Below are 24,035 nucleotides of genomic sequence, written 5' to 3'. Positions count from 1 at the left end.
CATTCCCTCCTATACTTATTTATGATTTTCTGTCTTTTCTTCCTCACCATGAAGTTCATCATATTTTTTGTCTATAGAAAACTTTTTTCTTACAGGGTTTAATTTATATGCACAAGCTGTAAGAAGAACCCCTGAGAGTATCAAGTCTACTACTATATTAATCATCCAAATAGGGGCACTCCCACCAGATATATATAGCCCGGGAAGAATGGATCTACCACTTTCTCCAAATTGATTTACCAAAAGTGAAACAAAGGACGCTGCAGGGTTCAAGTACATAAGCCAAAAGGTATTGTTATAGGATCCACTTACTAACTTTGGCTGTATAACTAACTGAATATAAAATACAGTTATTATAATTGTTCCTATAAATAAAAATACTATAGTAGCATAAGAAAGTACATTCGCTGCAGTACTCTTCTTAATAAAGGTTGAAAAGAAAAGTCCTATGCTTCCTAAGGTTATTGCTAGAACTATATAGAATAAAAATGTCTGAAGCAGTTCACTCATGCCTATGCCACCAAACATAAATATTATTGAAAATACTGGTATAGAGCTCAAAACTAAAAGTATTATATGACTTAAGGATGCAGCTAATTTACCTAGTATAATTGATCTGTGCTTCAACGTTGTTGAAAGTAATATATCCAAAGTCTGCTTTTCTCTCTCTCCAGATATAGAACCTGCTGTCAAAGCAGGTGCTATTAAACTGATAAGTCCAAACTGAGCAACCGCCATAAGGCAATAGGTAGTAAATATACTTTCAGCATTCATTGATCTCTGCCCTATAAGTACTTTTAAGAAAAGTATTGTTAGAAGGACTAATACCAAATTGTATATTCCAATTAATATGGGAGCTTTCCATCCTCTCATCTTTACTCTTAATTCTTTAAGTAACACTGGATTTATTCTAAGATTGCTTTTATTAATACTCATCTTCATTATTAATCCTCCACAGTTGCAGTTACTTTCATAAAAATATCCTCAAGATTTCCATCAAGCTGATTAAAAGATACCACAGGAATTTTGCTATTTATAAGTCTTGCCAAAAGTTCACTCATATACTGTTCATCCCCTTTAAAGGATGCCTCTATTAAATTGTTACCCACAGGATTTATGTTTTCTAAGTCAGGATATTCTTTTAATATTCTTAGGGCCTCTTCAGCTTTCTCAATAACCTTTATTCTAATAGTCTGAGTATGATATATCTTCTTCATTATTTCTTCTACGGTCCCACTCACAACTACTTGACCTCTCTCTATTATACCAATAGATGTACACAACTCAGCTAACTCAGGAAGTATATGGGAACTAACTAATATAGTCTTTCCCATACCCTTTAAAGTTCTCAATATTTCCTTCATCTCTATTCTTGCCCTAGGATCCATACCTGATGCAGGTTCATCAAGAATCAGTAAATCTGGGTTGTGAACTAAGCTTCTAGCAAGACAAAGCCTTTGCTTCATACCTCTAGATAAACTATCCACATAAAAGTCTTTTTTGTCCACAAGATCTACTAACTCTAACAGATCCATGCAAACCTTCTTACTTTTCTCGCCCTTTATGTTGTAAATAGAAGCATAGAACTCTAAGTATTCTGTAACCTTAAGGTCATCATACACACCAAAGAAATCTGGCATATAACCAATCTTACTCTTCAGCATTCTAGTATCCTTAAGCGCATCTACACCGTCTACAAAAACCTTACCGGATGTGGCATCTAAAAGCCCACATATTATCCTCATTGTAGTTGTTTTACCTGCTCCATTAGGCCCCACAAATCCAAAGATCTCACCCTTAGGTATCTCTAGATTTAGCCCTCTTACAGCTTGGAAGTTACCGTATGTCTTGTAAAGATTCTTTATCTCTAGCATTATTTCACCTTTCCCTTCACTGATATTGCAGGTCTTTCACACTGTTGTGAATTGCTTAGGTTAAATCTTAACTTCATTTCATTATTTTTATTAACATACTTTCCAATATCATCTCCACTAAGCTTATCCTTGGATAGATTTTCATACTTATCTTCTTTGTAGTTATATATTTCTCTAGAAACGTTAGCACTGCCTTTACCATTAACAGTATTAAGGTTCAAATCTATGTCTGTTACCACCATAGATTTATCAATCATATAAAGCACCTCTGGAGTTGATGGTCCAAAGAATACCTGGTTATAATCATCATATTTATCTACGGCCCCAACTATTTGCGAATCTACGTATCCTGCAGGGTAAGTAATATTATCGCCATTCTTAAAATTAACTTTTACTGGTGCTTTTATTACAGTCCTGTCCTTAACTAAGGTATCTTTTCCATTTACTAAAAGTGGTTTAGATGCAGTATCCTTGGAAATCCCTATTATTGTTATACCAGTTACATTGCCTGAGAATTTTTGACTTCCCTCAGAAAAAGCTGCTCTTAGTAATTGTGTGTTAGAAGAATCTTCTGCACTCTGTCTGCCATTACTCTGTCTTCCAACCAGTGATGTATTGTAAACTAGTTCATCTATATTTCCACCATAAGTACCAGTCTTTGCAGGTATGCTTATACTCTCACCTTTTTTAACTGTACCCACTTTATAGTATTGGTGTGGAGTAATTATAAAGCAATAATCAAAGTTATAAGAAGTATTATTTTTTACAGTTCCTTTTATATCTGAACCATCTAGAACTATGTCAGTTTCTATTTTCCCTACGTTTACATTGATTGAAGGCATTTTTAAAACCTTAGGTGTAAGAACACTTTTATTTCTAAATTCTAAAGTTCCCTTATCTTCTTTCACAATTGTATCTACTTCATTTAACTGAATATTTGATTGATCTCCACCATAATTAGGATTATCTATTGGATCTAATTTTTCTCCATTCTTACCTGAAGCCTCAACAATCATTTTTTTAGGAGTAAAAATACCTGAGTAAGTATTTTTGTTGGCTACTCCAGTGGATTCTACTGTAATAATATTTGCGTTATTAGTAGTCACATCTGCTAGTCTTGAGCCACTTCCTAAAAAGTAGATTATAATACCAAATACCAAAGAGATGCATGGAACTGTAATCCACATAAACTCTCTTTTATCCATCTTCTTAAGGATTATATAACTTACTGGTGCAACTAAAACTATATAAATAAGTAATACTATAACAAAATTATTGATATTGACATCTCTATTATTTAGATCTCTTAACAACTGATCAATTGTATAATATTGTTCCATATATGCCGAATCTCTATAATTCTTAGAAAAGTCCTCATTTACCATATCAAGTACCTTTTCTTCAAAAGCACTATTATTAGCCCATCCTGTGAAAGGCTTAAGTCCGAAATCAAAAGATGCAACCCCCACACTTCCTGAACCTATCTTAATAGTTTGAAGCAACTTAAAGCTTCCTTCTTGTATATTAGGAATACCGTTTTCCAAGCTTATATCTAGAGCTTCTAAGGATACAGAATTTTTATTATCTCCATTAGTAGCAATACTATATATCTGATTTGTATTTATATTAGTTAACTGTCCAGGTTTTCCCTTTATAAAGTCATCTTTAAATATTCCTAAAGTCTTATTGTAATTAGTTCCTGTACCTATTACTAAGGTACCACCTAAGTTGACCCACTTTTTTAAGTTATCATAAGCTTCCTTTGAGAGCTTGGAAGTATCAAAATTATTTATTACTATTACGTCAAAAGCTTGAAGCACTTGTATGTTTTCTGGAAAGTTCTTTTCATCAAGTTTAATCTGCTCTGTAGAGAAAGTAATACCTTTAGCAGCTGGAACTTTATTAAAATAAGTTAAGCTGTCAAAGTCATCACTTAATATTCCTAAAAATTTTACTGTTTGATTTGTAGTATTTCCAACCTTAACCTCATCAGTAAATACTTCATCCTTGCCATCTTTTATTACTATTTGATATTTCAAAAATCCCTGCTTCACAGGCACATCTATAGCTATTACTTTTTCCGAACCTTTTTGCATACTTAGGCTCTTTGTGTATACGTTATATTTATTTTGAGCGGTTGGAACCCTTACCTCAACCGTCCCTTGAATATCCTTATAATCATTTTTTATGTCCATATTCATGGTTGTAAAGTAGCCTATCTTGTACTTATCATTGAACCCAACTGTGGTTTTTACTGATATGTTCTTCTTAGTAACTGCCTTAGTAGCTTCTCCCTTTAGCAAAAATGCTGGGATAGCTAACGTTAATGCAAGTACAAGAATAAACAATCTACTTATATTTTTTCTCATATTCCCCCTACTTTCTTATAAATAGTTATTATTCCATAACAAGTTAAAATTTGTCTCAATTATACCATAGTAATTCATCATTTTTTATTACAACTTTCTTACAAATTTCTTAATATTACCAAGGTGCCACAATAGATTTTAATGAATTTCTTGATATGAATGGATATATAATAAAAAGTCATACACAAAAGTAGATTAATCTGCTTTTATATATGACTTTATCTTTAGTAAAGAGCCTTTTTCATCTTGCAATAACTCTTTATCAGTAATGTACCTTATCGCATTGAGGCTATAATTATTAAACAATATGTAATTAAGTTTAAAAAACTAATTTATGTATACAGTAGTACCATTGGGTATATTGTCAAAAATCCATTTAGAGTTCTCTAAACTTAATCTAACACATCCATGAGAGACTGGCTTTCCTAAAGTATAATCAGTTACATTTTTATTTTTATCCATTGGGAAAGAGTGAAATAAATAATTTCCAAAAAACTGAACCCAGTTCTTTGCACCTTCTTTTATACTTGCATTATAGAACCAATCTCCACGGCCTGATACCTTATATATCCCCTTAGGAGTATCACTACCAGGTGCTCCAGTAGAACAATCAATTTCTCTTATTAGCTTCCAATTCCCCTTACTTCCAACAAAAACATTTGTCTTCTGATTGGTAAGATCAACCCAAACAAGGAAACTAGATCTGCTTGAGTATCCGCTTACCACGCTTTCTTTTGCAGGGCTAGGAGTATATCCATCGAGATATGCTGCTACAGCTGGACCTAATTGCTTTTTCACATCTTCTTCAGCTTTCTTTCTATTGTCTTCCTCCTGCTGTTTTTTATTCTTAGCATCTTCAATAAGCTTCTTATTAGCAACTAAAAAGTTTTGCTCTAGATACTGCTTGTTTTGATCTAATATATTTAACCCATCTTGAAATTTTTGATCACTTATGTCTTGATTTATATCATCAGATATAGCATCGTTTATAGCTACTTTAAGTTCTTTAATTTTTACCTTTATACTATTATCAGCTGCTTTGTTTTCCAGATTGGTGACAGAAGAAAGCACCATGTTATAATTTTTTCCTGCGAACTTCTCATCTATCTTCTTGAGCTCATCTCTTTGCTCTTCTATAGTTTCCAAGCTCTTTTTTTCACTATCATCAGCTTTATAACCTGACTTTTCCAAAGCGCTTATTCCACTATTTAAAGTCTTATAATCAATCTGCTCATTTATATACTTTTCCTTTAGAGTATTGAACTCATCCTTATCCTTTTTAGCTTGTACACTTTTCCCATAATAAAAAAGTGATCCTGTTATTATGCAGGCTGCTAACGTTCCCATTATTATAACCTTTTTCCAAAGCAACGACTATTCCCCCCGAAACTATTCTATTATTAATTTAAATCTTTGACCTTGTTAAAGTACGCTTTTAAAATTAAATAGTAATCATACCATTATACGTAGCCAAAGTTCTTAATTTTTTTCCTAAGTTATTTAAAAGTTGATAAAGCAACTTTCTTTAGCAGTTTGTATATCCCTGCCTAACATTGGCTTATATAACCAAGCTTTAGCAGATAATGCTTTCACCTATATATTTTATCACATAATTAGACATGAAAAGCTACAATATTGTAATTTTATATACTATATAATATGCTAAGCATAGGCCATTACAAAAGCTTAAGTTATACATGTTCGAAAATCATGTACCTACTAACTTTAGGAATACGTAACTTACTAGTTGAAGTTGGTCCATAGAATGTTTACTAGGTTATAATAGCAGATCTAATAATAATCCTTAAATAGTTGTGGTATAATTTTACTGAGGTGATTTTGATGAGTTTAGATAAATTAAAAGAAATCATAGATAACTCCAACAATATCGTATTTTTCGGTGGTGCAGGAATGAGTACAGAGTCTGGAATACCTGACTTTAGAAGCTCTAATGGACTTTTTAATAAAAAGCTTAATATGACTTTTACTCCAGAACAATTGGTGTCGCATTCATTTTATATTAGATACCCTAAAGAATTCTTTGAGTTTTACAAAGATAAACTTATATATCCAGAGGCTAAACCTAATGCTGGACATCTCGCTTTAGCTAAGCTTGAACAAATTGGAAAGCTTAAAGCCATCGTAACTCAAAATATTGATGGTTTACATCAAGCTGCAGGTTCTAAAAATGTTTTTGAACTTCATGGCTCAGTACTTAGGAATTATTGTACTAAGTGTCATGCCTTTTATGATGAAAAGCTTATTCTAGAAGCAGAAGAGGTGCCAACCTGCACAAAGTGTGGTGGAGCAGTTAAACCAGATGTGGTCTTATATGAAGAAGGTTTAGATGAAGCTGTTATCAATGGCGCTGTTAAGGCTATAGCAGCTGCAGATACATTGATTATCGGTGGAACTTCCTTAGTTGTATATCCTGCTGCAGGTCTAATCAACTATTTTAGAGGAAAAAATCTTGTACTTATAAACAAAAGTTCAACCTCTGCTGACAGCAAGGCCAACTTAGTAATACATGACTCTATAGGCAAGGTATTGAGTTCAGTAGTGGATATTTAGAAGGGAATTTCATCATTTTTTCAAGACTCTATTAATATACTCTATTGATATTGCTTTTATGGGAGTGGAGTCTTTGAAACTAGTTATAATTCTAATATTAATATTAGCTCTTGCCGGTATGTACTTATATTTTAATAGGAAACTAAGCTTTTCTAGGCAACAGTATTTATTGCTATCAAATCAGCATAAAGCATTAAGAGAAAAATATAATGCACAAGCTGCTAGTCTTAGTAATATTTCAGTGAGGTATTTAACTACTACAGCCTCTAACGGAGTAACTCTAGAAGGAGTTTTTTTAATGCTTGCCCCTATTGAAAAAGGGCCTGTTATAAACAGAACAAATGATAAATTACAAGTCCGTATTCTTGAAGAAGCAGAAGTAAACAATCAAATATGGTATTTTGTTTCTCTGCCTTTAAACACTAATTTCAACTCAAAAGGCTGGATGCGGAAGACTGATTTTTCACTTATTTTTAGTAATTCACAAGAAGTAATGAATAGATAATAAACATAATTAAAGTTTCTATACAGAACTGTATAAAATGCATAAATAAAGTTTAGGTGGTAGCTATAATTAGCTACCACCATAATAATTTCTAATACTTTTACCAAACTTGATAATCTTATTATATAATCAAATTCTATTAATTTTCACTAGCTTACTAACAGAAAAAAGCTCTAACCTAAAGTTAAAGCCTCTTTCTCTAATTCATTGCAACCATAAAGCACTTTATTAATGACCTCTATGCTTTTCAAGTTTTTTCTTCTGTCTTATATTGAATTTTCTTTCTTCCTCTTGAAGCCTTTGTTCCTTAGTCTTTATTTTTCGTTCAATCTTTAGCTCTTCATGCTGTAGTTTCATTGCTAGCTGAGCCTTTGTACCAATTTCTTTAACACTGGTTTCTTTTCTAACACTTCTTTGAATTCTCTTAGGATTCTGCTTTTTTAGAACGTTAGTCTTCTCTTCTAGTTTAACTGGATTGCTAAAGCTCAACTTATAGAAATTTTTCAATATAAATTCATGAACCTCTTGATCTCTAGGCTCTGAACCAAAGGTAACCTTGCACACCTTAAGTTCAAGACCTTCTGTATACTCAAATATACCAATCCAAAATGGTTCATTAAAAAGAACTGTTAATTTAATTATAGCTTCCATAATTAAATCCTCCTGTAAAGTTATTAAAAGATAACGGACAACCCCAGGAGGGCAGGTTACTGCTGCACTTACTAAAGAAGTACAGGTTCTGACTACCAACAGAAACTGTGTTTTTATATCCCATTTATTATTATATACAAATGTATTAAAATAGCAATTTTATAATTCAATTACTAGCTCTTAATTACTGCTATATTGAACTTTGTTTTTATTTGTAATAAATGCAATTATATTATTATAAACAATTATTCTACGTATAATAAGATAAAGGAGTTGCATAAACTTACCTTCCTTATATTACTCACTAATAACTTAGTAGATTATAATCCTAGTATAAAGTCTTCCACCTCTCTAGAGAAACCACTATAAGTTCCATCTCTTCTAAGTATATTTATAAATTGTTTAAAACAGCCTATATAATCACAACTACAAGTCCATAGCTCTAACCCCTTTTTTCCACCTTCCTTAAATAATACTTGTCCAATCCAATAACCTACTATGTAATTAGGTACACTATCTTTAAAATACTCCATAACTATTTGCTCACTGTAGTTATTTTCTAACTCACATTGCCTTATACAAGTGTCCAAGTTTCTTATATACTCAAACTTCTTATCAAATCGCTCCTTTGATATAAATGAAAACCCTTCATACTTTTTCTCATATTCAAATTGTACTAAGGTTGCTGTACCTTCTTCCATAATATTATACATGATAGTCCTTAAATATTCTTCTCTAGAAAAATCATATTCTGGGACTTCCCCAAGCCTCTTTCTTGAATGATAATATTCATGACTGATAATATCTTCTAAAAACTCTAATTGTCCTGCCAATGAAGATAAATTTATATAGCTTTCAGAAGTTTTGATTGAGAACCCATAATCCCAGCTTCCTCCATATAAATGAATAGTAAAGTTATCATTAAATAAATCTAATGGAGCATATCTATCTATTCTTTTAAGTATTAACTGCTCTATCTCACTAGCATTATTTTTTAGCTCATTAAGTTTCCCTTTAATTATATCTTTGTATTTTAAAATATAATCAAATTGATAGCATTCTTTAGTATCTTTTCCTTCTAGTACCGCTATAAGATTGGCTCTTATACTATCCTTAGTTGTTTTTCTAAGAAGCTCCTTTTCATGTAACATAAAAGTATCAAATTGTTCACAACTGGTAAATTCATCAAACAACTGTTCATCAAAATAATCCTTTTCAAGCATTTCAATCAATAGCTCTAGTCCCTCTGCTCTAAATTGCATAATTACACCCCATTTATAAAATTATATTTTTATTACGTATTAGGACAAATATCATCCCATCCACACTGTCCATTGGCACTTATGAGCCAGTTTAATGCAAAATGCTGTTCTTGTACTACTCCACCATCTAGCCCTGCTGGCATCTGTTGATTATTTACTCTTGCTTCTACACAGGCCCAATTGTAGTATAGTATTCTAGTATGCATGTCCAAAAGTTCCTCATTACTTCTTAACCTTGAGGCTGCTACAAGCTCTTCAAAGGAATTATAGCTTCTTAATAAGTTTGCAATCTCACGAACATTGCATATTTCAGTAGGATATTTTAGCTCTATAAATCCAAGAGCCCATAATAAAACTGCACATCTTTCATACTGCCAGGAAAATTGTATTGATTGACTTCTATCGGGGTTATCATCACCTATATAAGCTTTTTCTTTGTCTGAAAGATATTCTGTAAATGAATATCTTTCATTCATCGCTTCAAATTCAGACTTGGCGAGCTCCATAGATCCACCTTCCATAAGCAAGCATTCTGCCCATAAACCACAGCTGAATACACTTACTGCTCTTTTTGCTATATCCATGGCACTTGGTACAATAATTTCTTCTTCCATAATCTGCGTTCCTAACATATAGCTAGTATGCGGTATGCCCTTTTTATCACAATCATAAATGATATTCTCATACCTAGTTTCATCCTTGGCACTTACTTCTACGTCCCTTTTTAGCAACTCAGCAGGTGCTATAGGATAGTAATCATCAAAATCTGTATCCCCGCTCATAGATATAAGCAGCTTCCCATCTGAGGTATAAAGCTCCATAGTAGGGTAAAGAATTAGGCTTTGAGTTTTATCCGCTATCTTATATATAGTGTTTATAATATAATTTGTCCTTTGTTCATCTTCGCTAAGTTCAAAAGTAACTCCAGTGATACAGGTAAACATGCGTATTTGTAGTAAAACTTTCTCAAGTACTTCCTTATTCTCTAACGGAGCCTTTGAGAAAAAGTTAGCCATACCACTAGTTTGCCTTTCTATATAGTCCACTTCATCGCTTAAGTAAAATCGAATTTTTGTTTCATCCTTAAAGATAAACTCTAAGCCATTATCTATGTCTTTTATTGAATTAATTACACTACCGAATTCTTCTTTTGCTTTCTCATAAATTATTGAACTATCCAAGGCAACAGAGTATAAAGTCAATACTGCCCTATTCTGTTCCTTCTTCTCACTACTATCAGTAGACTCTTGCTTTTTCTTTCTATTAAATATTCCCATATGTAGCCTCCTAAAATAATCGCCTTACAATTATACCATATTATGTATTATATTTCACATTATTTACATTTTTCGATCACCTATACTAACTATTTTCTAAAACTGCCGGCTAATTAGAAGATATATTGCATTTTATGTCAAGTTATAATTTACTGTATTCTTGTTTTTAAAAAATGTATAATTTAAATAACAAAATTAATTTTAATATCTTATTACTTATAAATGAAACTACTATATTAATGTAAAGGACGTGACTTTATGGACACAGTTGAAATTAAAGAAATGGAATATGAAGAAATATTCAGTATTACTATATCAGTTGATAAACCTGTTGTGGTTGGACAAGACGATATAGTTGGAAGACGACAATTAATTCCTATTTTATCAGGGGAAGTAAGTGGAAAGAACTTTAAAGGTAAGGTTTTACCTGGAGGAATAGATAGTCAAATAATCCGACCAGATGGGAAGTGCGAACTTTCTGCTAGATATGCTATAGAACTAGAGGATGGAGCTACAATCTATATAGAAAACAATGGGGTTCGTACTGTGCCACCTGAGTACATAGACGCAGTAAAATCAGGAAATTTCGTAGATCCTAATGCCTACTACTTCAGAACCATACCAACCTTCGAAACTTATACTAAAAAGTACAAATGGATGATGGATCATATATTTGTTTGTTATGCTACCAGACTTCCAGAGAATGTGCTTTTAAAATTTTATAAGATCTGCTAATTAATAAGCTCATAATATTATAAACATCCTACATTTCTAATCTATAATAATGTAAGATGTTTATATTTATATCTACTTTAATATTAAATCTTCTCTACCTATTTCACCGATTTTTACTTTACTCCTCTACTGGTGTAACTAAAGGCTTCCCATCTTTGTCTAATAATACAGTAAGTCCACCAGCTGAACCTTCACATACGAACAAATAGTTTACACCAGTCTCAGAATCTACAATTACTACATGTCGCAATACAACGCCTTTTTGGTACAATATTTTAAATCTATCCTTACTCAATTATACTTCCTCCTTTTAAAATTTAGTTATTTAAAGTCTTATTTTGACAGTAAATAATTACATTATATAACTATTATTCCAAAAGTGTAATATTAAACATGGTTAAACTGTTTTTATATTACTTATGTAAAATATAAGTTCTATAAAATGAAAAAACTCGTTAAAAGTTGAGCGGATTTTTGTCCAACTTTCAACGAGCCTTATTAATATTGTTTTAAATAAAGAACTTATTATAAAAAGAAGCTAAGATCTCATCTTCACTTATATTATTAAAGCCTTTTGTTATATTAACAATCTCATTATCAGAAACTAAAATATAATTTCTCTTTTTATCATCATGATATACCGTTATATTATTAGGCAGTTTACTTTTATACAGGTTCACTCCTAAGTTATTCCTTCTTAATCTCTCAAGTATCATGCTTTCGTCAAGCTTAATTGCTACAGGATATCGGCTTTTAAAAACTGTATACATTAAATGACTTTCTCCATCACTACTTGAATATTCTAGCTTTTCAGCAATGATACTTTTTTTGAAAGAACTATATGGGGATTTATCCTTATACCCAAAATCAATTAATGATAGTGTTACTTTATCAGAGGCTTTATTCAAGTCGTTACTATCAATCTGGCTAATAACCCCATTTCCTATTCCATGAACTAAGAGGAACATGCCTATTATAGCGCCACCAACATATAAAATAATATTAGTAGTTCTTGAGTAATGTTTCTTATTTATTACAATAGCTAATGCAATAGAGATAATTATAGGGATAAACATTAATCCAACAAGAGAAACACCTTGCCCTACGGTTTTCCCACCTTCTAAAGCTAATGAAAATATAAGTAAAAGCGCAGCTAAGCCTTTTACTAGATTTTTAATTCGTATCCTCTTAAAATTACTATATCTTATGTTTTTATTCTGCTTCAAATAACGTATATTTTTAACTAACCAGAAAAAGAAATCAATTAACTCCATACTAGTGACTATTGCAAAAATAACCATTACTGCTATAAATACTAGAGTGTAGCTATTAGAAAGTGCTGCCTCTATATCTTCAAATAACTGTATATAAATATTAAAAACAAACAGAAACATAAAAATCAATTGAGCAATAACAGAAGTTATAGATGCCTTTAAAATAGATTTGAACTTTTCCTTACCTTCGGTGTGTATTGGTACTGTGTCAGCTCCTTCTTCCGAATAGAATACCTGAATCTTTCCTCTTTGGCATACATATTTCCAGCCTGCTGCAACACAATAATCTCTATACTCTAGAGCTACATCTGTATCCTTATGGTCAAAGTCAGAAATTTTATGCAACACATCTACAGAATATTTTAATCTTCTAGGTTCTATCTTCTTAAATATAAATATATTGCCGCTTATAGATTTTAGCATCCAACCTCTAGCTGCCATACCTTCCAGATATTCTTCCACTGCTTCACATTCATGTGGGAAGAAAATAAATAATGTGATCTTAGTATTAATACTCATCAAAGCTTATCCTCCATATAATCATCCCAATCCCTAACCATAGTAATTAATCGTCTACGCTCTTCCATTAGAATTTCCTTACCCTTTTCAGTTATTATATAGCTTCTTTTTCTACCTTGAACCTCAGTTTCTATTATCATTTTTTCTTTTTCAAACTTTCCAAGAAGGGTATATAGAGTTCCCGGCCCCACTCTAACTCTTCCATTAGATATCTTATAAACAGCCTCCATTATGTCTACGCCACATTGTTCCTTGAGCAAAGACATAAGTATATAGTACATAGGCTCTGTTAGATTTTGAAATTGTTCTCTTGCCATGTTTCACTCCTTAATATCGATACACGATATTTATAAACCAATTATATTATCGTGTATCGATATTGTCAATATTAAACATAAATAACACAAATTCTTAATTTATAAAAATAAAAATGGAGATAGTTTAATTGAACTATCTCCTGGATTATTTAGTCATCTAGATTTTTTAGGATAAGATAATCTTCATTTATCTTATCAAGGCCTTCTGGGATTCTTCCAGTATTATAGTTTTCTGTGGTTCCTCCCATATCCTTTATTATACTCTTTGCACCTTCAACATTACCGTCATTTGCCTCAACAACTACCTTGCAATTAATATTAGCAATCTCTTCGAAGCCAGCCATACCACTTGCCATTGGGCTTGCTGCTGCTATAGGTGAATTATTATCGTCATCACCTAGTACCGCTGAAGATAAGGTTGGGATTTCATCAGAACCTACAAGTCCTCTTTGTGAATATATATTATTATTGTGCTCATTTATATCAACAAAAGCACCTTTAAATCCTTCATTCCTAAGTTTATCTACAGTTTCTCTTGCAGTTTTTATACTATCAAAATACGCTTCTACTTTCATTAGACCACTTCCTTTTAATAATTTATGAAAATACACTTTAGATTTAGCACTATTAAAGCAACTGCTACACATAGTCTAAGCTTAATAAAATATCATAAATTTATTATTTCAAAGTAGTGAGAATTTATCCTTAATAATAGCCTATCTAAGAATCAATTTTAAGCTTAGTTAAAGTATTAAAGTTTTTATAGTCTAATTCTGTATTTATATGTTTCTCATCTTACTTAACTCACTATTTCATAGTTTTTACTAATAAGTGTTTTTACCGCTTTATCTATATCTTTATTCTTGACAAGTATATAATCCGTATCATAGGTAGAAATTGCAAATATACTTATATTTTGCTGTGCTAAAATTGTACTGATTGAAGCAAGTATTCCTATAAGAGAAAAATCTAAAGGTCCTTCTATTTTTAACACCCTCCAGTCCCTTTCGCACTTAACTTCACCAGGTATATTAGCTTCGGCACAGACAATTGACAGCTCCTCCGTGGTTCTTGTTATAGAGAAAAAATCCCCTACTTGTGCCCATTGAGGAATTACTTCATCTCTTTGTAACCTGCAAACTCCATAGCTCTCATCTATTAATTTCATAGTTAATATCTTATTAGTCATATCTTACTTCCCATCCTTTTTTATTGGTAGAACCTATTTAGCAAACTAACAGCAGCAACATTTGTATCTAAATGCTGTTATAGGCTATTTGAAATATTGATTATTGTTTTAATTATATATGGTACAGTTTATCAATTTCAAATATTTTACACAAAAAGATTATGTGGTATACCAAAATAAAAACACAGAAATAATATCTTTCTAATATCATTTCTGTGTTTTGTTCTGTATATAGGAGATTTCATCAATCCTTTTTGTGTACCTTCTTGCTGTGCTTAACTCCTTTATTATTTTCTTTCTTCTCCTTCTGCTGTTGATTTGATACAGAAGGATCTTGTTTTTCACTCATATCTATTTCCTCCCAAAGTAAGTATTTTATCGTGACATATCATTAATATATTCCTCAATACTTGATTTATAATACTATGAAAACAATAGTAAAACCTGGATTGCTTACCTATAACGAATTAAGTTTTCCACCTCTTATGACATTCTTAAATATAATAAACTTTTTCAAAAATTTTATCGTATTCATTTATGAAATAGTATTTAATATATTGAAAAGGAGTTCTGTTTATATGAAAAGGATTCTTATGTACCTCATAATTGCCCTCTCTATATCCTCTGTACTTATAAGCTGCCGCAATAATCTAAAGATAACACCAAACTCAAATAATCAAAGTATTAAGCTATCTAGTGACAAATTAGTGCCTAACAATGAAAGTACCAATGATACTCTAAAGATATCTATCCTTTCAGATTGGGCAAAAGCCTCTAAAAATCTTATCGATTTATTTAACGATTCTGATTTAGTTGTCCTTGGGACAATTAAATCTGCTGATTACTTTTGCGGAGATGGTGGGCTTATACATACAAGGTTCACTATAGAAGCTAATGAAATCTATAAAGGTTCTTATGATGGTGGATATATCATATCTATGGGAGGAATTGTTGATTATGAAGAGTATTTAAAGCACGATGTAGACCCAAATGGTAAAAAAGATTTCGTAACCGAAACCTCAGTAAAACCTAAAAAAGTACAACTAAGCTTTTCTGATATATCCATTGTAAAGCCACATGATCAATATATAATATTTTGTAAAGATATTGATGGTAAGAAAAGTATTACAAATAGTTTTGAGGGCTTGTTTAAAATAGAGTCAAATAAGATTTCTAATAAAGCTCTGAAAGATAACCTTGCTTTAAGCAATGATATAAAAGCCATGATACTTGAAAGTCAAAGTAAAAGCTCTACAGCAAAAGGTGTTTCATATAATAGTTCAATTATTACTGGGTTAGATAAAGATTCCTTTATTTTAGAATTGAAGAACTTAAAAGATAAAAGTTAAAATTTACTCCATAATAACTTGCTTGATGTGTATTTCATATAATCCTTGTGACTTTATAAATACTGCAATTTATAATATCTAAAAGGCTAGTATATCAAATGATGTTCTTTTTATAATAAATCGTTGAAACAGTCATGACCATAATAGGTGCAAACACTTGTATAAGTCTGCTCGTCTCCCCTGTTTTCATGTAAGCTAAAACTATAACTAAAATCCATAATACTCCGAAAGCATAACCTGTGATTAACTTTCTTTTTCTTTTATTTATAACCATGTCACTATCAACTCCCTGACTAAATAAGTTTATATTTCTATAAAAACACAGTTTCTTTTTCACTTTTAATTATACCCTTTATCTTCTGAAAACCAAGTAATATTAAAGATGTACCACTTCAATCACAAATCTATTTTCAAAACTCCTCTGAGTTTTTAGAGGGCATATGAAAATACAAATTTTATTTTGAAGTGATACATCTATAGTAAAAACAACTCCGCTAGGCCTAGTAGGTTATTAGCGGCATTTTTTCTAAAAAATAAATAAAAAGTGAAATGATTAAACTATTTAAAATACTAATTCCCCTGGTCTATAACCACTAGGTAATTCTTCTTCACTTAAGAACTTAAAGTTTTCATCACGTAGTATTGGTAAAAATACTTCATATGGAATCTTTGAGAACTCACAACCGTAGCTACTTGCTCCAAACCACTTACCTTCTTTACTGCTTAGATTTAAATCTCTAGCAAACTTTGTATGGTTTGAGCAATCATGAACTGCCAAATCCCAGTTTTCTTCATCAGCTATTTTCATGAATTTCAGAGTTAATTCTCTACTCCAAGTTGGAGATATGTAGCCATGTCTAGAAATATACATGTTCTCTCCATAGTAATTGTCTATGTTATTTTCATTTAAATGTAATTCTGCACAATTGATAAAATCCAGTTCTGTATCTAAGATTGCTTGCTTTTTATTAAAGAAAGCTTCAAAGAACTCAGGAGTCATTGGAGTTTCAATTCCTACCTTTTTAATATATTTCTTTGCTATTTTTATATTTTCAATAACTTTATCAGAACACTTTGATGCACCTAGGTTGAAACGTATTTCATCAAGACCAGCTTCACCTAAAGCTTTCAAAGACTCTTCAGTAGCTAAAATTCCATTAGTATATAAGTGTTGATGAATCTTAGCATCACTAAACTTCTTCACTACTGAGTAGTATTTTTCAATTTCCATGAATGGTTCTAAATAAACGTAAGAAATACCAGTAGGTTTCTTGTGTATTGAAAGAAGCAAATCAATATCCTTCTCATAAAACTTTGTTTCCCCAATTTGCCACATACCTTCACCAATTGGAGGAATAAAGTCTAGTTCTCCATAGTTGTAACAAAACTTACATTCTATATTACACTTATTAGTTTTCCTAATTGCACTCAAACCAGTTCCCATTAAACAAGAACGACATCCATTAGGAAATTTAATATCACTACCTACATAAAAAGTTCTATTAGATAAAGTTTTTAAATTTTTAATTTCTGACATTAACATATCATTTCTATGATCAATCGCAGCTTCAATCTGTGCAAAGGTTGCGTAAATAATTTCTTGTTGCTTTGTCATTGGTTCTTCATCCTCTGGTAACATTGAAAAGAATTCAAACCATATTAGCGCATCCTTCTTTGAAATTTTCATAAAGTGTCCTCCTCTAATTAACCCTCTTGAAGACTTAATTCAAATCTTCTTGCTATTCTGCTTCACATATTCTTCTTAAGAAGCCATATATGAACCAATACAATTATATATCAATTATGCTCTTTTGTATGTAAATAAAAAGGAGATAGTTATTAAAACTTCTCCTTTTTGGTTTAACGTCATTATATGATTTAGTAGTGAACTAAGTATTATATAATATATTGAGGTTATATTGAACTTCTATCTATTCTCCACCATACTATTTCATCTTTTTCTTTATACTTCACTGCACCGGCACTTTCTAATACTTTATGTGATGGTACATTACCTTCTTCCGTGTCTGCAATAACACAGGATGCTTGTGGATTGTTAAATATCCATTGTATTATTACCTTTAACGCTTCAGAAGCATATCCATTCTTTCTATATCTTTCAGTAATACCATATCCAACAGTTACTTCACCAAACTTATTAGGATAACCCTTAAGCATTATAAATCCAACTATTTCTTTTGCTTCTTTTAGGATTATGGCATAGTTAGTTAACCATAGATAGTTTTTAGGACATTCTTGTACCTTCCTTAGCCTTACCTGCATTGCATATTGCATGTCCTCATCTAGTTCAGTATCAATTGTTCTTAATCCTAAATCAGCTTGCATTTTTGAATAATTATCTAATGATAGTTTAAGCTGGTGAGACTGCAATGGCAATAAACTCAATCTTTCTGTTTCTAAAACAAAACTTTCATTCTTACCTTCTATAGTGTTATTTCTTATATCTAATTTACAATTCATCTTTACCTTGCCTCCATAAAATAAAAATCCGGACACAAATATCCACTGAAATAGTTCATTAACTACTTCAATATAGCTAGTCGCATATTATGAAGACATACTAAAATATTCATTTTAACTATAAATCAAAATATCTTTAATCTGCTAAATTGGAAGTAGCCTTATTTAAACTCTGAACCTTCAATATCTTATTCATTGGCAACAACTCCTTCAAATACTTCCAAGATACACTATAGCATAGACTTTTGATAGTATATACATTTATGCTAAAAAACAGCACTAATATTTTGGTAATATCAGTGCCACTTAGCTATTGCTTCTTATAATTTTATATTTTAGACTAACATAAGAAATCATTTGATAATTTTAGTCATTCATTTTCTACGTAAAATTCCCTAAGCATAATTATTTTTATATTAGTAAATACCGCTTACTAACTATCTATATCACTATTATCATGATCTGAAACATAAAAACAAATAGGAACATGCATTTCATAACAACTTTCGCACATTACCTTTAAACATTCTGGACATTCTGTCATATCCTCTTCATCGAAGTACTCTTCACATAACTGACATTCTATCATACCTTTTACTCCATCCATTTTCTATTATTTTATCAACATGCCAGCTTCTTTTGTCTCTTTCCTTTACCTTATCTAATAAAGTAATATTGTCTTTTGTTGATAATTTCTAATCTGTTCTTTTCTTCCTTTTATTAACCTAATCTATAAATTTTCTTTTCAATATTCATAATACTTACCTTTACCTCAGAATTAATTCATATTTATATGATTTGCTTTAATTCTAACATTTAACCAAAAATTAAAATAGCGCCTATTAAATCTCCTGATAATTCAATGGATAGAATCTCTTCTATCCCTCTAAATATCAATGTTATTTAACCTATCTTATACTATCTTAGTTGTCCAATAAAGAGTACATAAGATGTGTTTTCCCTTATTTTTTCATATCGAAACTATCACTATAACTACTTAAGTCTTTACTAGTCTTTACTTACATTCTATGATATTACATAATCAGACTATAGAATAAACTTATAGCTTCTATATTTAATATCTTAATATATAATTTGTGAATACCTAAAGAAGTTTAGACTTGTATAAAGATTAAAAATTTAATTAGCTCTGCAAATGAAAACTTGTTTAAATACGATAAAACCAAACAAATTTGATGATACAACTTGGAAAAAAACGTAAAAAGTAAAATAGTTATTAGGTATATTGATCGTTCAAACCCCGAAGTAGCTTTTACACATGAATTATTACATTTCAAATTACAAATAGATGGTTTTACTAAAATTAGATACGGTAGTTTTTCGATTGCAGATGAACGTCATTTTTTTAAACTGTATCGAGACAATAGATAAAAGAGTAATTGCCCTCATAAAATCAATCAATTCTACAATTGACTACCAATTATCTAACGGTTATTTCTCGAGATTCTAACCTCATATTTGACAATATTGATATTATAAGAAAATATTCCATTCAAAAAAGGTAGCATTTATGGTCATGCAATAGATGTTATTGATAAAGAAATTGAAGTATAGTCTTCCTCAAGTGCATGTAACACTAAAAATACTACTATAAAATATTTTTAAAAGCATTCCTAATGCTTCAGGTCATTTATTGGTACTGGTAGAAAGGATGACTATCCCCATAGCGGTTTTACAATTCTTTAGTCAATAACTTAAATAAACATCTTAAAAACGCCATGTAATTAAAAAAGACTATAGTTTTATTCCTTCTCATTTAATATTAATTTACATTGTTTCATTCAGGCTAATGTTGAGCATCTGTACTTGTTTGATTTCTTTTATTTAAACTGTCAACAGCTGTTTCGATATACTTTCTAAACCGTTCATCATCCATTCTATTATGTCTTCCGTCATATGTTCCAGAAACACTATTATATATAGATGCTTTTGCAAAAATTACAAAAGATCCTTTAAAAAATCTAGTGACAACTGCCGCTTTACTCGGAAGTTTCTGCTCTAATCCTTGTTTATCATGATAAAATCCCAAATCCCAATAATGTCTGCTTACGTAATTAGCTTCTCCTAAATCCATCAGTTCTTCTGACTCTCTGATTAGTGTATCATATACTCCACTTGGTTCTAACTCGCATGTTTCTATTCTAAAATATGCCCACTGATAATCATCATAAAAGGAATTAAATATTAGTTTTGAAGGTTTTATTACATCGTGATGTAACGAACTTCCAAAGTAAAGATTAATACAGTCTTTTTCACTGGAAGTTCCCGTCCCTGATAAATCTAACCCCCCTCCTGTTGGGAAAAATGTATGATTAAGATTTTCCTCTCCAATAATATTTAAAACTTTTATTATTTCGTTAATATCTGTCCACTCATATCTTTTAGGGACATTATCATTAAATATCTCTAATATTTTTATTCTCCACTTTTGTAAATTATTCTCTTTAAACGATTTAAAACCTGCACTGGTCATCCTTTCACCTTCTCTACCTGTTTTGTTTTTGACTCCATTATTTCCTCTTCGCTCTTATTCGTGACAATGAATGTTAGCTTACTATCTAAATCTGTTATAAATTCCACTACTTTATTTATAACATCATCTATATCTTCTTTTGATATTTCAATCTCTTTCTTCTCTTTGTTTTTACCGTTTCTATGAACTATATCATGCCTAACATCTACAAATTTCATCAGCTTTTCTGCTTCTTGGTGAAAATCAATATCTAGAGTAAATTTATATATCTTCTTAACCTTTGGGATATTATGATATAGGATATTTCTCATATCTTCATTAACAATTGCTAAAATATATTTTTCACCTTTAAGAGCATCATAAATACTAATTTTTCTTTTCACTGTTTCTTCGTTTGAATTTGAGAAATTATTTATTAGTTCGCCGCTACTGAATGTTGTGTCTATAAGTGCGTCACTTAAATATGTTTCCATAGCAGTAATAATATTAGCATATAGCAATCTATTCATCACTTTAGCAGTATCATCATCATCTATACTTATTTGCGTTAATTTCTTAATATTGCTTATATTTTTATTAAATACATCATAGAATTCACTACGAAATTCAACAAAATCACCCATAAAATTTTCCATTACTACCCCTCCCATTATTATAATAGCAAACTACCGCTTAACATAAAACTAGTTGGCAAAAAATATTCAAATTGATAAGGAGGATACACAGACCTTGCATCTCTCTAGATATTGCTATTTCTTAACTTACGTTATTTTTAGTAAATGTACATAACATGATAATTATATATTCAGTAATATAAAACTATAAAAATAATAAAAGGTAGTAGCAATATTGCGGTAATATTACTACTATATAAAACACTCTCATTATTTCACACTTAGAATTACTAGAAAATCTTTAGTGACCGATAAAGAAGAAATACGATGTTTTATTTTATATCTTTTTTCTTGTACATTCCTCTTAATTAAAAATAATACATTTGATTTTGTCTTCAGTTGCACTCATTGTATATATCTCTATCAAATATTGTTATTTTGATTAGATATACTTAAACAAAATACAAAGAAATATAGTTACCAATTATCAGGTCATTTGTTGCTCCAAGATTAATATTGTTCAGAAAGATTTGTTTTCCCTTTCTCCCCTTGAATAATGAATATATATGGTGCCATAAAACTCTTTAATATCTATTATTTTTAGTCTGTCAAAAACTCTTAATGCTAAATCTTATATTCTCCTCAAATAAATTTTTTAATTTGACACGATTTAAAAAGAGAAGCTAAATTACAGCTTCTCTTTTTAAAAAATTTAATCATAATTTTTCGTATTAATTCCATCAGATTATTGCTTTTTAACTAAATATCTCTTCTAAGTGATTACAAATAGCCTCAAGGTTTCCCTTAGCCATCAATCCTTCTGCTTCTGTACAAGGATATTTAATTTTTATTTCAACCTTAGGATGAACAAAATTTCTATAACTTCGTAAAACTTGATCAATTGACTTAACCCGGTCAGATGGGATTAATTTTATATCTCCTGCAACACGGATTAAATTTTGCAATTTCCACTCACCTTCAAATAAGGAAAGATTTCGTGGGGCTTTTCTGCTAGCAGTAGCCTGTCCTACATAAATAGGATTTGTTAATACGTCATATAAAATAGCCTCCAATATACTTCCAGCTAAGATAACAGTACTTTTCCAAGCACCCTCCGGAAATAACTTGGTATTTAATTCAAAATAATCCCTTTCAATAATAGTTCTTAGGTCGTTATTATGTATAAACTTAAAATCCCTACGACTTGGTATATATAAGTAACCATAAGTATCTAGTATATCAATCATCCGTTTCATAAATGGAGCATATTTATCTTTGAGGTAGCCTTTACTCGAATCTAAATTGTAATCCCTAAAATAATTACATAAATATTGGTTTGCAACTAAGAAGTCATACCTTACTTCTGGCGGGAATTTATCTAGACTTAATTTATTTAGTTCTTCTAATACTACAGGCATAATTTCATGAATGAGTAATCCACTCTTTGTAGTAGTTAGCATCTCTGAATCAAATACTTCAAAAATATCTTCAATTAGTTTTTTTATATGACCTGTCATACGCCTTTATCTCCTCTCACTATATAAAACAATAAAATAATAGCATAATTTTCAAACCCTTTACTTCCCCTTAACGGGAATTATACCATATATAAACTTTTATTCAATACATCTTTACAATTTTAGAAAATGCTTACACAATACACTATTCATCCTTCAACATTCTAGCTAGTATCATATTAAGAAAATAAACTCAATTTTAAAATCCATTATATTTTAACTTTTCTTTAAAATGTATTTATAATTAAAATGTGCTATTAATCAAATAAGAGCTCAACAGTAATATATGCTGGTATTACTGACTCTTTGATTTTATGCCAGCAGTATGTCATACTGGCTGTCTTTTATAAGTTATTTCTGTTTGTCTCGTAATTTTGTCGATACTTATGCGAGAAATTATTTGTTTGAGCACACTAATGTAAAAATCTAATAATATTACTCACATTATAGCTGAAAATACTTCCATATGAGTGTGTGCAAATTATATTACAGTCCTAAGACCAAGTAAAAACATACTACAAATGTTTCTAATTGTCCATTTCCTAGATTATCTAGGAAGATGCCTGTTATTGTAAAAAGAGTTAGTGTTTTAAAATATCATAAGTTTCTAGTTATTTTAAATTTTAAACAAAAGTCTAGAAATTCGCGTCTACTTATTCACCATTTCATGAAAATGCAACGTAAATTCTATAACTTTAATGCATATTTAATATCATGTAACATAGTAATTAGCATTTCATTAATATTTTTTTGTAAGCCTTTGAACTAGTGTTTTTTAAGCTAAACTTTATTTATAAAATAAGCAATATATTTGAAATATATTGCTTATTTTATTCTATAAAAAAGTATGCCAATAGCTATAAAAATTCATACTATACACATTTAAGTTAAAACAAGTATAAATTTAAAGAAGTTGCTACGAAATAAGTTGAATATTTATTGCTGTATAGTTTATATATTTTTCTTGTGTTGGTCTTTTATGTATTGATTTATACTTAAAACTGACCCACATCTTGCAAGTAAACTTGACCCACCAA

At 30.5% G+C, this 24,035-nt stretch carries 23 protein-coding genes; 4 read left to right on the top strand and 19 right to left on the bottom strand.

The features are described 5' to 3' along the window. Positions 1 to 15: 15 nt before the first annotated feature. From GXK57_RS24735 to GXK57_RS24720, 4 genes are all read right to left on the bottom strand, one after another. Positions 16 to 942: an ABC transporter permease subunit gene (locus GXK57_RS24735; protein WP_160680687.1), complete on the bottom strand. Its 927-nt coding sequence runs from the start codon at positions 940 to 942 to the stop codon at positions 16 to 18. 2 nt (positions 943 to 944) lie between these two features. Beyond that, complete coding sequence (locus tag GXK57_RS24730; protein ID WP_160680686.1) at positions 945 to 1,874, bottom strand: ABC transporter ATP-binding protein; 930 nt, start codon at positions 1,872 to 1,874, stop codon at positions 945 to 947. After that, positions 1,874 to 4,243 carry a hypothetical protein gene (locus GXK57_RS24725; protein ID WP_160680685.1) on the bottom strand — a complete coding sequence of 790 codons (2,370 nt, stop codon included), beginning with the start codon at positions 4,241 to 4,243 and terminating at the stop codon, positions 1,874 to 1,876. Before GXK57_RS24725 ends, GXK57_RS24730 begins: the two co-directional genes overlap by 1 nt. 327 nt (positions 4,244 to 4,570) lie before the next feature. Beyond that, positions 4,571 to 5,614 (bottom strand): L,D-transpeptidase, encoded by a 1,044-nt coding sequence (locus GXK57_RS24720; protein ID WP_160680684.1) that lies wholly within the window; start codon positions 5,612 to 5,614, stop codon positions 4,571 to 4,573. 465 nt (positions 5,615 to 6,079) lie between these two features. Between GXK57_RS24720 and GXK57_RS24715 the strand changes: the two genes are divergently transcribed. Continuing rightward, positions 6,080 to 6,814, top strand: coding sequence for an NAD-dependent protein deacylase (locus tag GXK57_RS24715; protein ID WP_160680694.1), 735 nt, complete (start codon positions 6,080 to 6,082; stop codon positions 6,812 to 6,814). Between the two features lie 73 nt (positions 6,815 to 6,887). Next, complete coding sequence (locus GXK57_RS24710) at positions 6,888 to 7,319, top strand: hypothetical protein (RefSeq protein ID WP_160680683.1); 432 nt, start codon at positions 6,888 to 6,890, stop codon at positions 7,317 to 7,319. Between the two features lie 228 nt (positions 7,320 to 7,547). Here the strand turns inward: GXK57_RS24710 and GXK57_RS24705 are convergent, their stop codons facing one another. The 3 genes from GXK57_RS24705 to GXK57_RS24695 form a co-directional block, all read right to left on the bottom strand. Continuing rightward, complete coding sequence (locus GXK57_RS24705) at positions 7,548 to 7,970, bottom strand: YjdF family protein (protein WP_160680682.1); 423 nt, start codon at positions 7,968 to 7,970, stop codon at positions 7,548 to 7,550. 320 nt (positions 7,971 to 8,290) lie between these two features. Next, complete coding sequence (locus tag GXK57_RS24700) at positions 8,291 to 9,232, bottom strand: DUF5700 domain-containing putative Zn-dependent protease (protein WP_160680681.1); 942 nt, start codon at positions 9,230 to 9,232, stop codon at positions 8,291 to 8,293. 32 nt (positions 9,233 to 9,264) lie between these two features. Next, the gene (locus GXK57_RS24695; protein WP_160680680.1) at positions 9,265 to 10,509 is read right to left on the bottom strand and encodes a DUF4272 domain-containing protein; all 1,245 of its coding nucleotides are present in this window, start codon (positions 10,507 to 10,509) and stop codon (positions 9,265 to 9,267) included. 258 nt (positions 10,510 to 10,767) lie between these two features. Here GXK57_RS24695 and GXK57_RS24690 point away from each other — a divergent pair, with 258 nt between their 5' ends. Continuing rightward, positions 10,768 to 11,244 carry a DUF3237 domain-containing protein gene (locus tag GXK57_RS24690; protein WP_160680679.1) on the top strand — a complete coding sequence of 159 codons (477 nt, stop codon included), beginning with the start codon at positions 10,768 to 10,770 and terminating at the stop codon, positions 11,242 to 11,244. A 118-nt stretch (positions 11,245 to 11,362) separates the two neighbouring features. Here the strand turns inward: GXK57_RS24690 and GXK57_RS26435 are convergent, their stop codons facing one another. The 5 genes from GXK57_RS26435 to GXK57_RS24670 form a co-directional block, all read right to left on the bottom strand. Next, on the bottom strand, positions 11,363 to 11,539 hold the full coding sequence (locus tag GXK57_RS26435) for a DUF6440 family protein (RefSeq protein ID WP_202127787.1): 177 nt from the start codon (positions 11,537 to 11,539) through the stop codon (positions 11,363 to 11,365). Positions 11,540 to 11,753: 214 nt separating this feature from the next. Next, a complete protein-coding gene (locus tag GXK57_RS24685; protein ID WP_243156510.1) occupies positions 11,754 to 13,037 on the bottom strand; it encodes a DUF2812 domain-containing protein in 1,284 nt (427 codons plus the stop codon). Further along, complete coding sequence (locus tag GXK57_RS24680; RefSeq protein ID WP_160680677.1) at positions 13,037 to 13,354, bottom strand: helix-turn-helix transcriptional regulator; 318 nt, start codon at positions 13,352 to 13,354, stop codon at positions 13,037 to 13,039. Before GXK57_RS24680 ends, GXK57_RS24685 begins: the two co-directional genes overlap by 1 nt. Positions 13,355 to 13,503: 149 nt before the next feature. Further along, positions 13,504 to 13,929 carry a hypothetical protein gene (locus GXK57_RS24675; protein WP_160680676.1) on the bottom strand — a complete coding sequence of 142 codons (426 nt, stop codon included), beginning with the start codon at positions 13,927 to 13,929 and terminating at the stop codon, positions 13,504 to 13,506. A gap of 224 nt (positions 13,930 to 14,153) precedes the next feature. Beyond that, entirely contained in the window at positions 14,154 to 14,543 is a 390-nt protein-coding gene (locus GXK57_RS24670) for an ACT domain-containing protein (protein WP_160680675.1), read from the bottom strand. Positions 14,544 to 15,121: 578 nt separating this feature from the next. Between GXK57_RS24670 and GXK57_RS24665 the strand changes: the two genes are divergently transcribed. Continuing rightward, entirely contained in the window at positions 15,122 to 15,892 is a 771-nt protein-coding gene (locus GXK57_RS24665; protein WP_160680674.1) for a hypothetical protein, read from the top strand. 94 nt (positions 15,893 to 15,986) lie between these two features. Here the strand turns inward: GXK57_RS24665 and GXK57_RS24660 are convergent, their stop codons facing one another. The 7 genes from GXK57_RS24660 to GXK57_RS24625 form a co-directional block, all read right to left on the bottom strand. Beyond that, a complete protein-coding gene (locus tag GXK57_RS24660) occupies positions 15,987 to 16,229 on the bottom strand; it encodes a hypothetical protein (RefSeq protein ID WP_160680673.1) in 243 nt (80 codons plus the stop codon). A 225-nt stretch (positions 16,230 to 16,454) separates the two neighbouring features. Then, positions 16,455 to 17,579, bottom strand: a complete 1,125-nt coding sequence (locus GXK57_RS24655) for a radical SAM protein (RefSeq protein WP_160680672.1) — start codon at positions 17,577 to 17,579, stop codon at positions 16,455 to 16,457. A gap of 227 nt (positions 17,580 to 17,806) precedes the next feature. Then, positions 17,807 to 18,373, bottom strand: a complete 567-nt coding sequence (locus GXK57_RS24650; RefSeq protein ID WP_160680671.1) for a GNAT family N-acetyltransferase — start codon at positions 18,371 to 18,373, stop codon at positions 17,807 to 17,809. Positions 18,374 to 18,806: 433 nt separating this feature from the next. After that, positions 18,807 to 18,962, bottom strand: a complete 156-nt coding sequence (locus GXK57_RS24645; RefSeq protein ID WP_160680670.1) for a hypothetical protein — start codon at positions 18,960 to 18,962, stop codon at positions 18,807 to 18,809. A gap of 1,218 nt (positions 18,963 to 20,180) precedes the next feature. Continuing rightward, the gene (locus GXK57_RS24635; RefSeq protein WP_160680669.1) at positions 20,181 to 20,867 is read right to left on the bottom strand and encodes a serine/threonine protein kinase; all 687 of its coding nucleotides are present in this window, start codon (positions 20,865 to 20,867) and stop codon (positions 20,181 to 20,183) included. Next, positions 20,864 to 21,502, bottom strand: coding sequence for a HEPN domain-containing protein (locus GXK57_RS24630; protein ID WP_160680668.1), 639 nt, complete (start codon positions 21,500 to 21,502; stop codon positions 20,864 to 20,866). The genes GXK57_RS24635 and GXK57_RS24630 overlap by 4 nt, the downstream gene beginning before the upstream one ends. 734 nt (positions 21,503 to 22,236) lie before the next feature. After that, positions 22,237 to 22,998 (bottom strand): hypothetical protein, encoded by a 762-nt coding sequence (locus GXK57_RS24625; protein WP_160680667.1) that lies wholly within the window; start codon positions 22,996 to 22,998, stop codon positions 22,237 to 22,239. Between the last annotated feature and the right edge of the window lie 1,037 nt (positions 22,999 to 24,035).

It is taken from the genome of Clostridium sp. C8-1-8, from assembly GCF_009928445.1.
Classification (GTDB): Bacteria; Bacillota; Clostridia; order Clostridiales; family Clostridiaceae; genus Clostridium_AR.
Note: the sequence above shows the minus strand (reverse complement) of the source record. Positions and strands in the feature narration are given on the sequence as shown.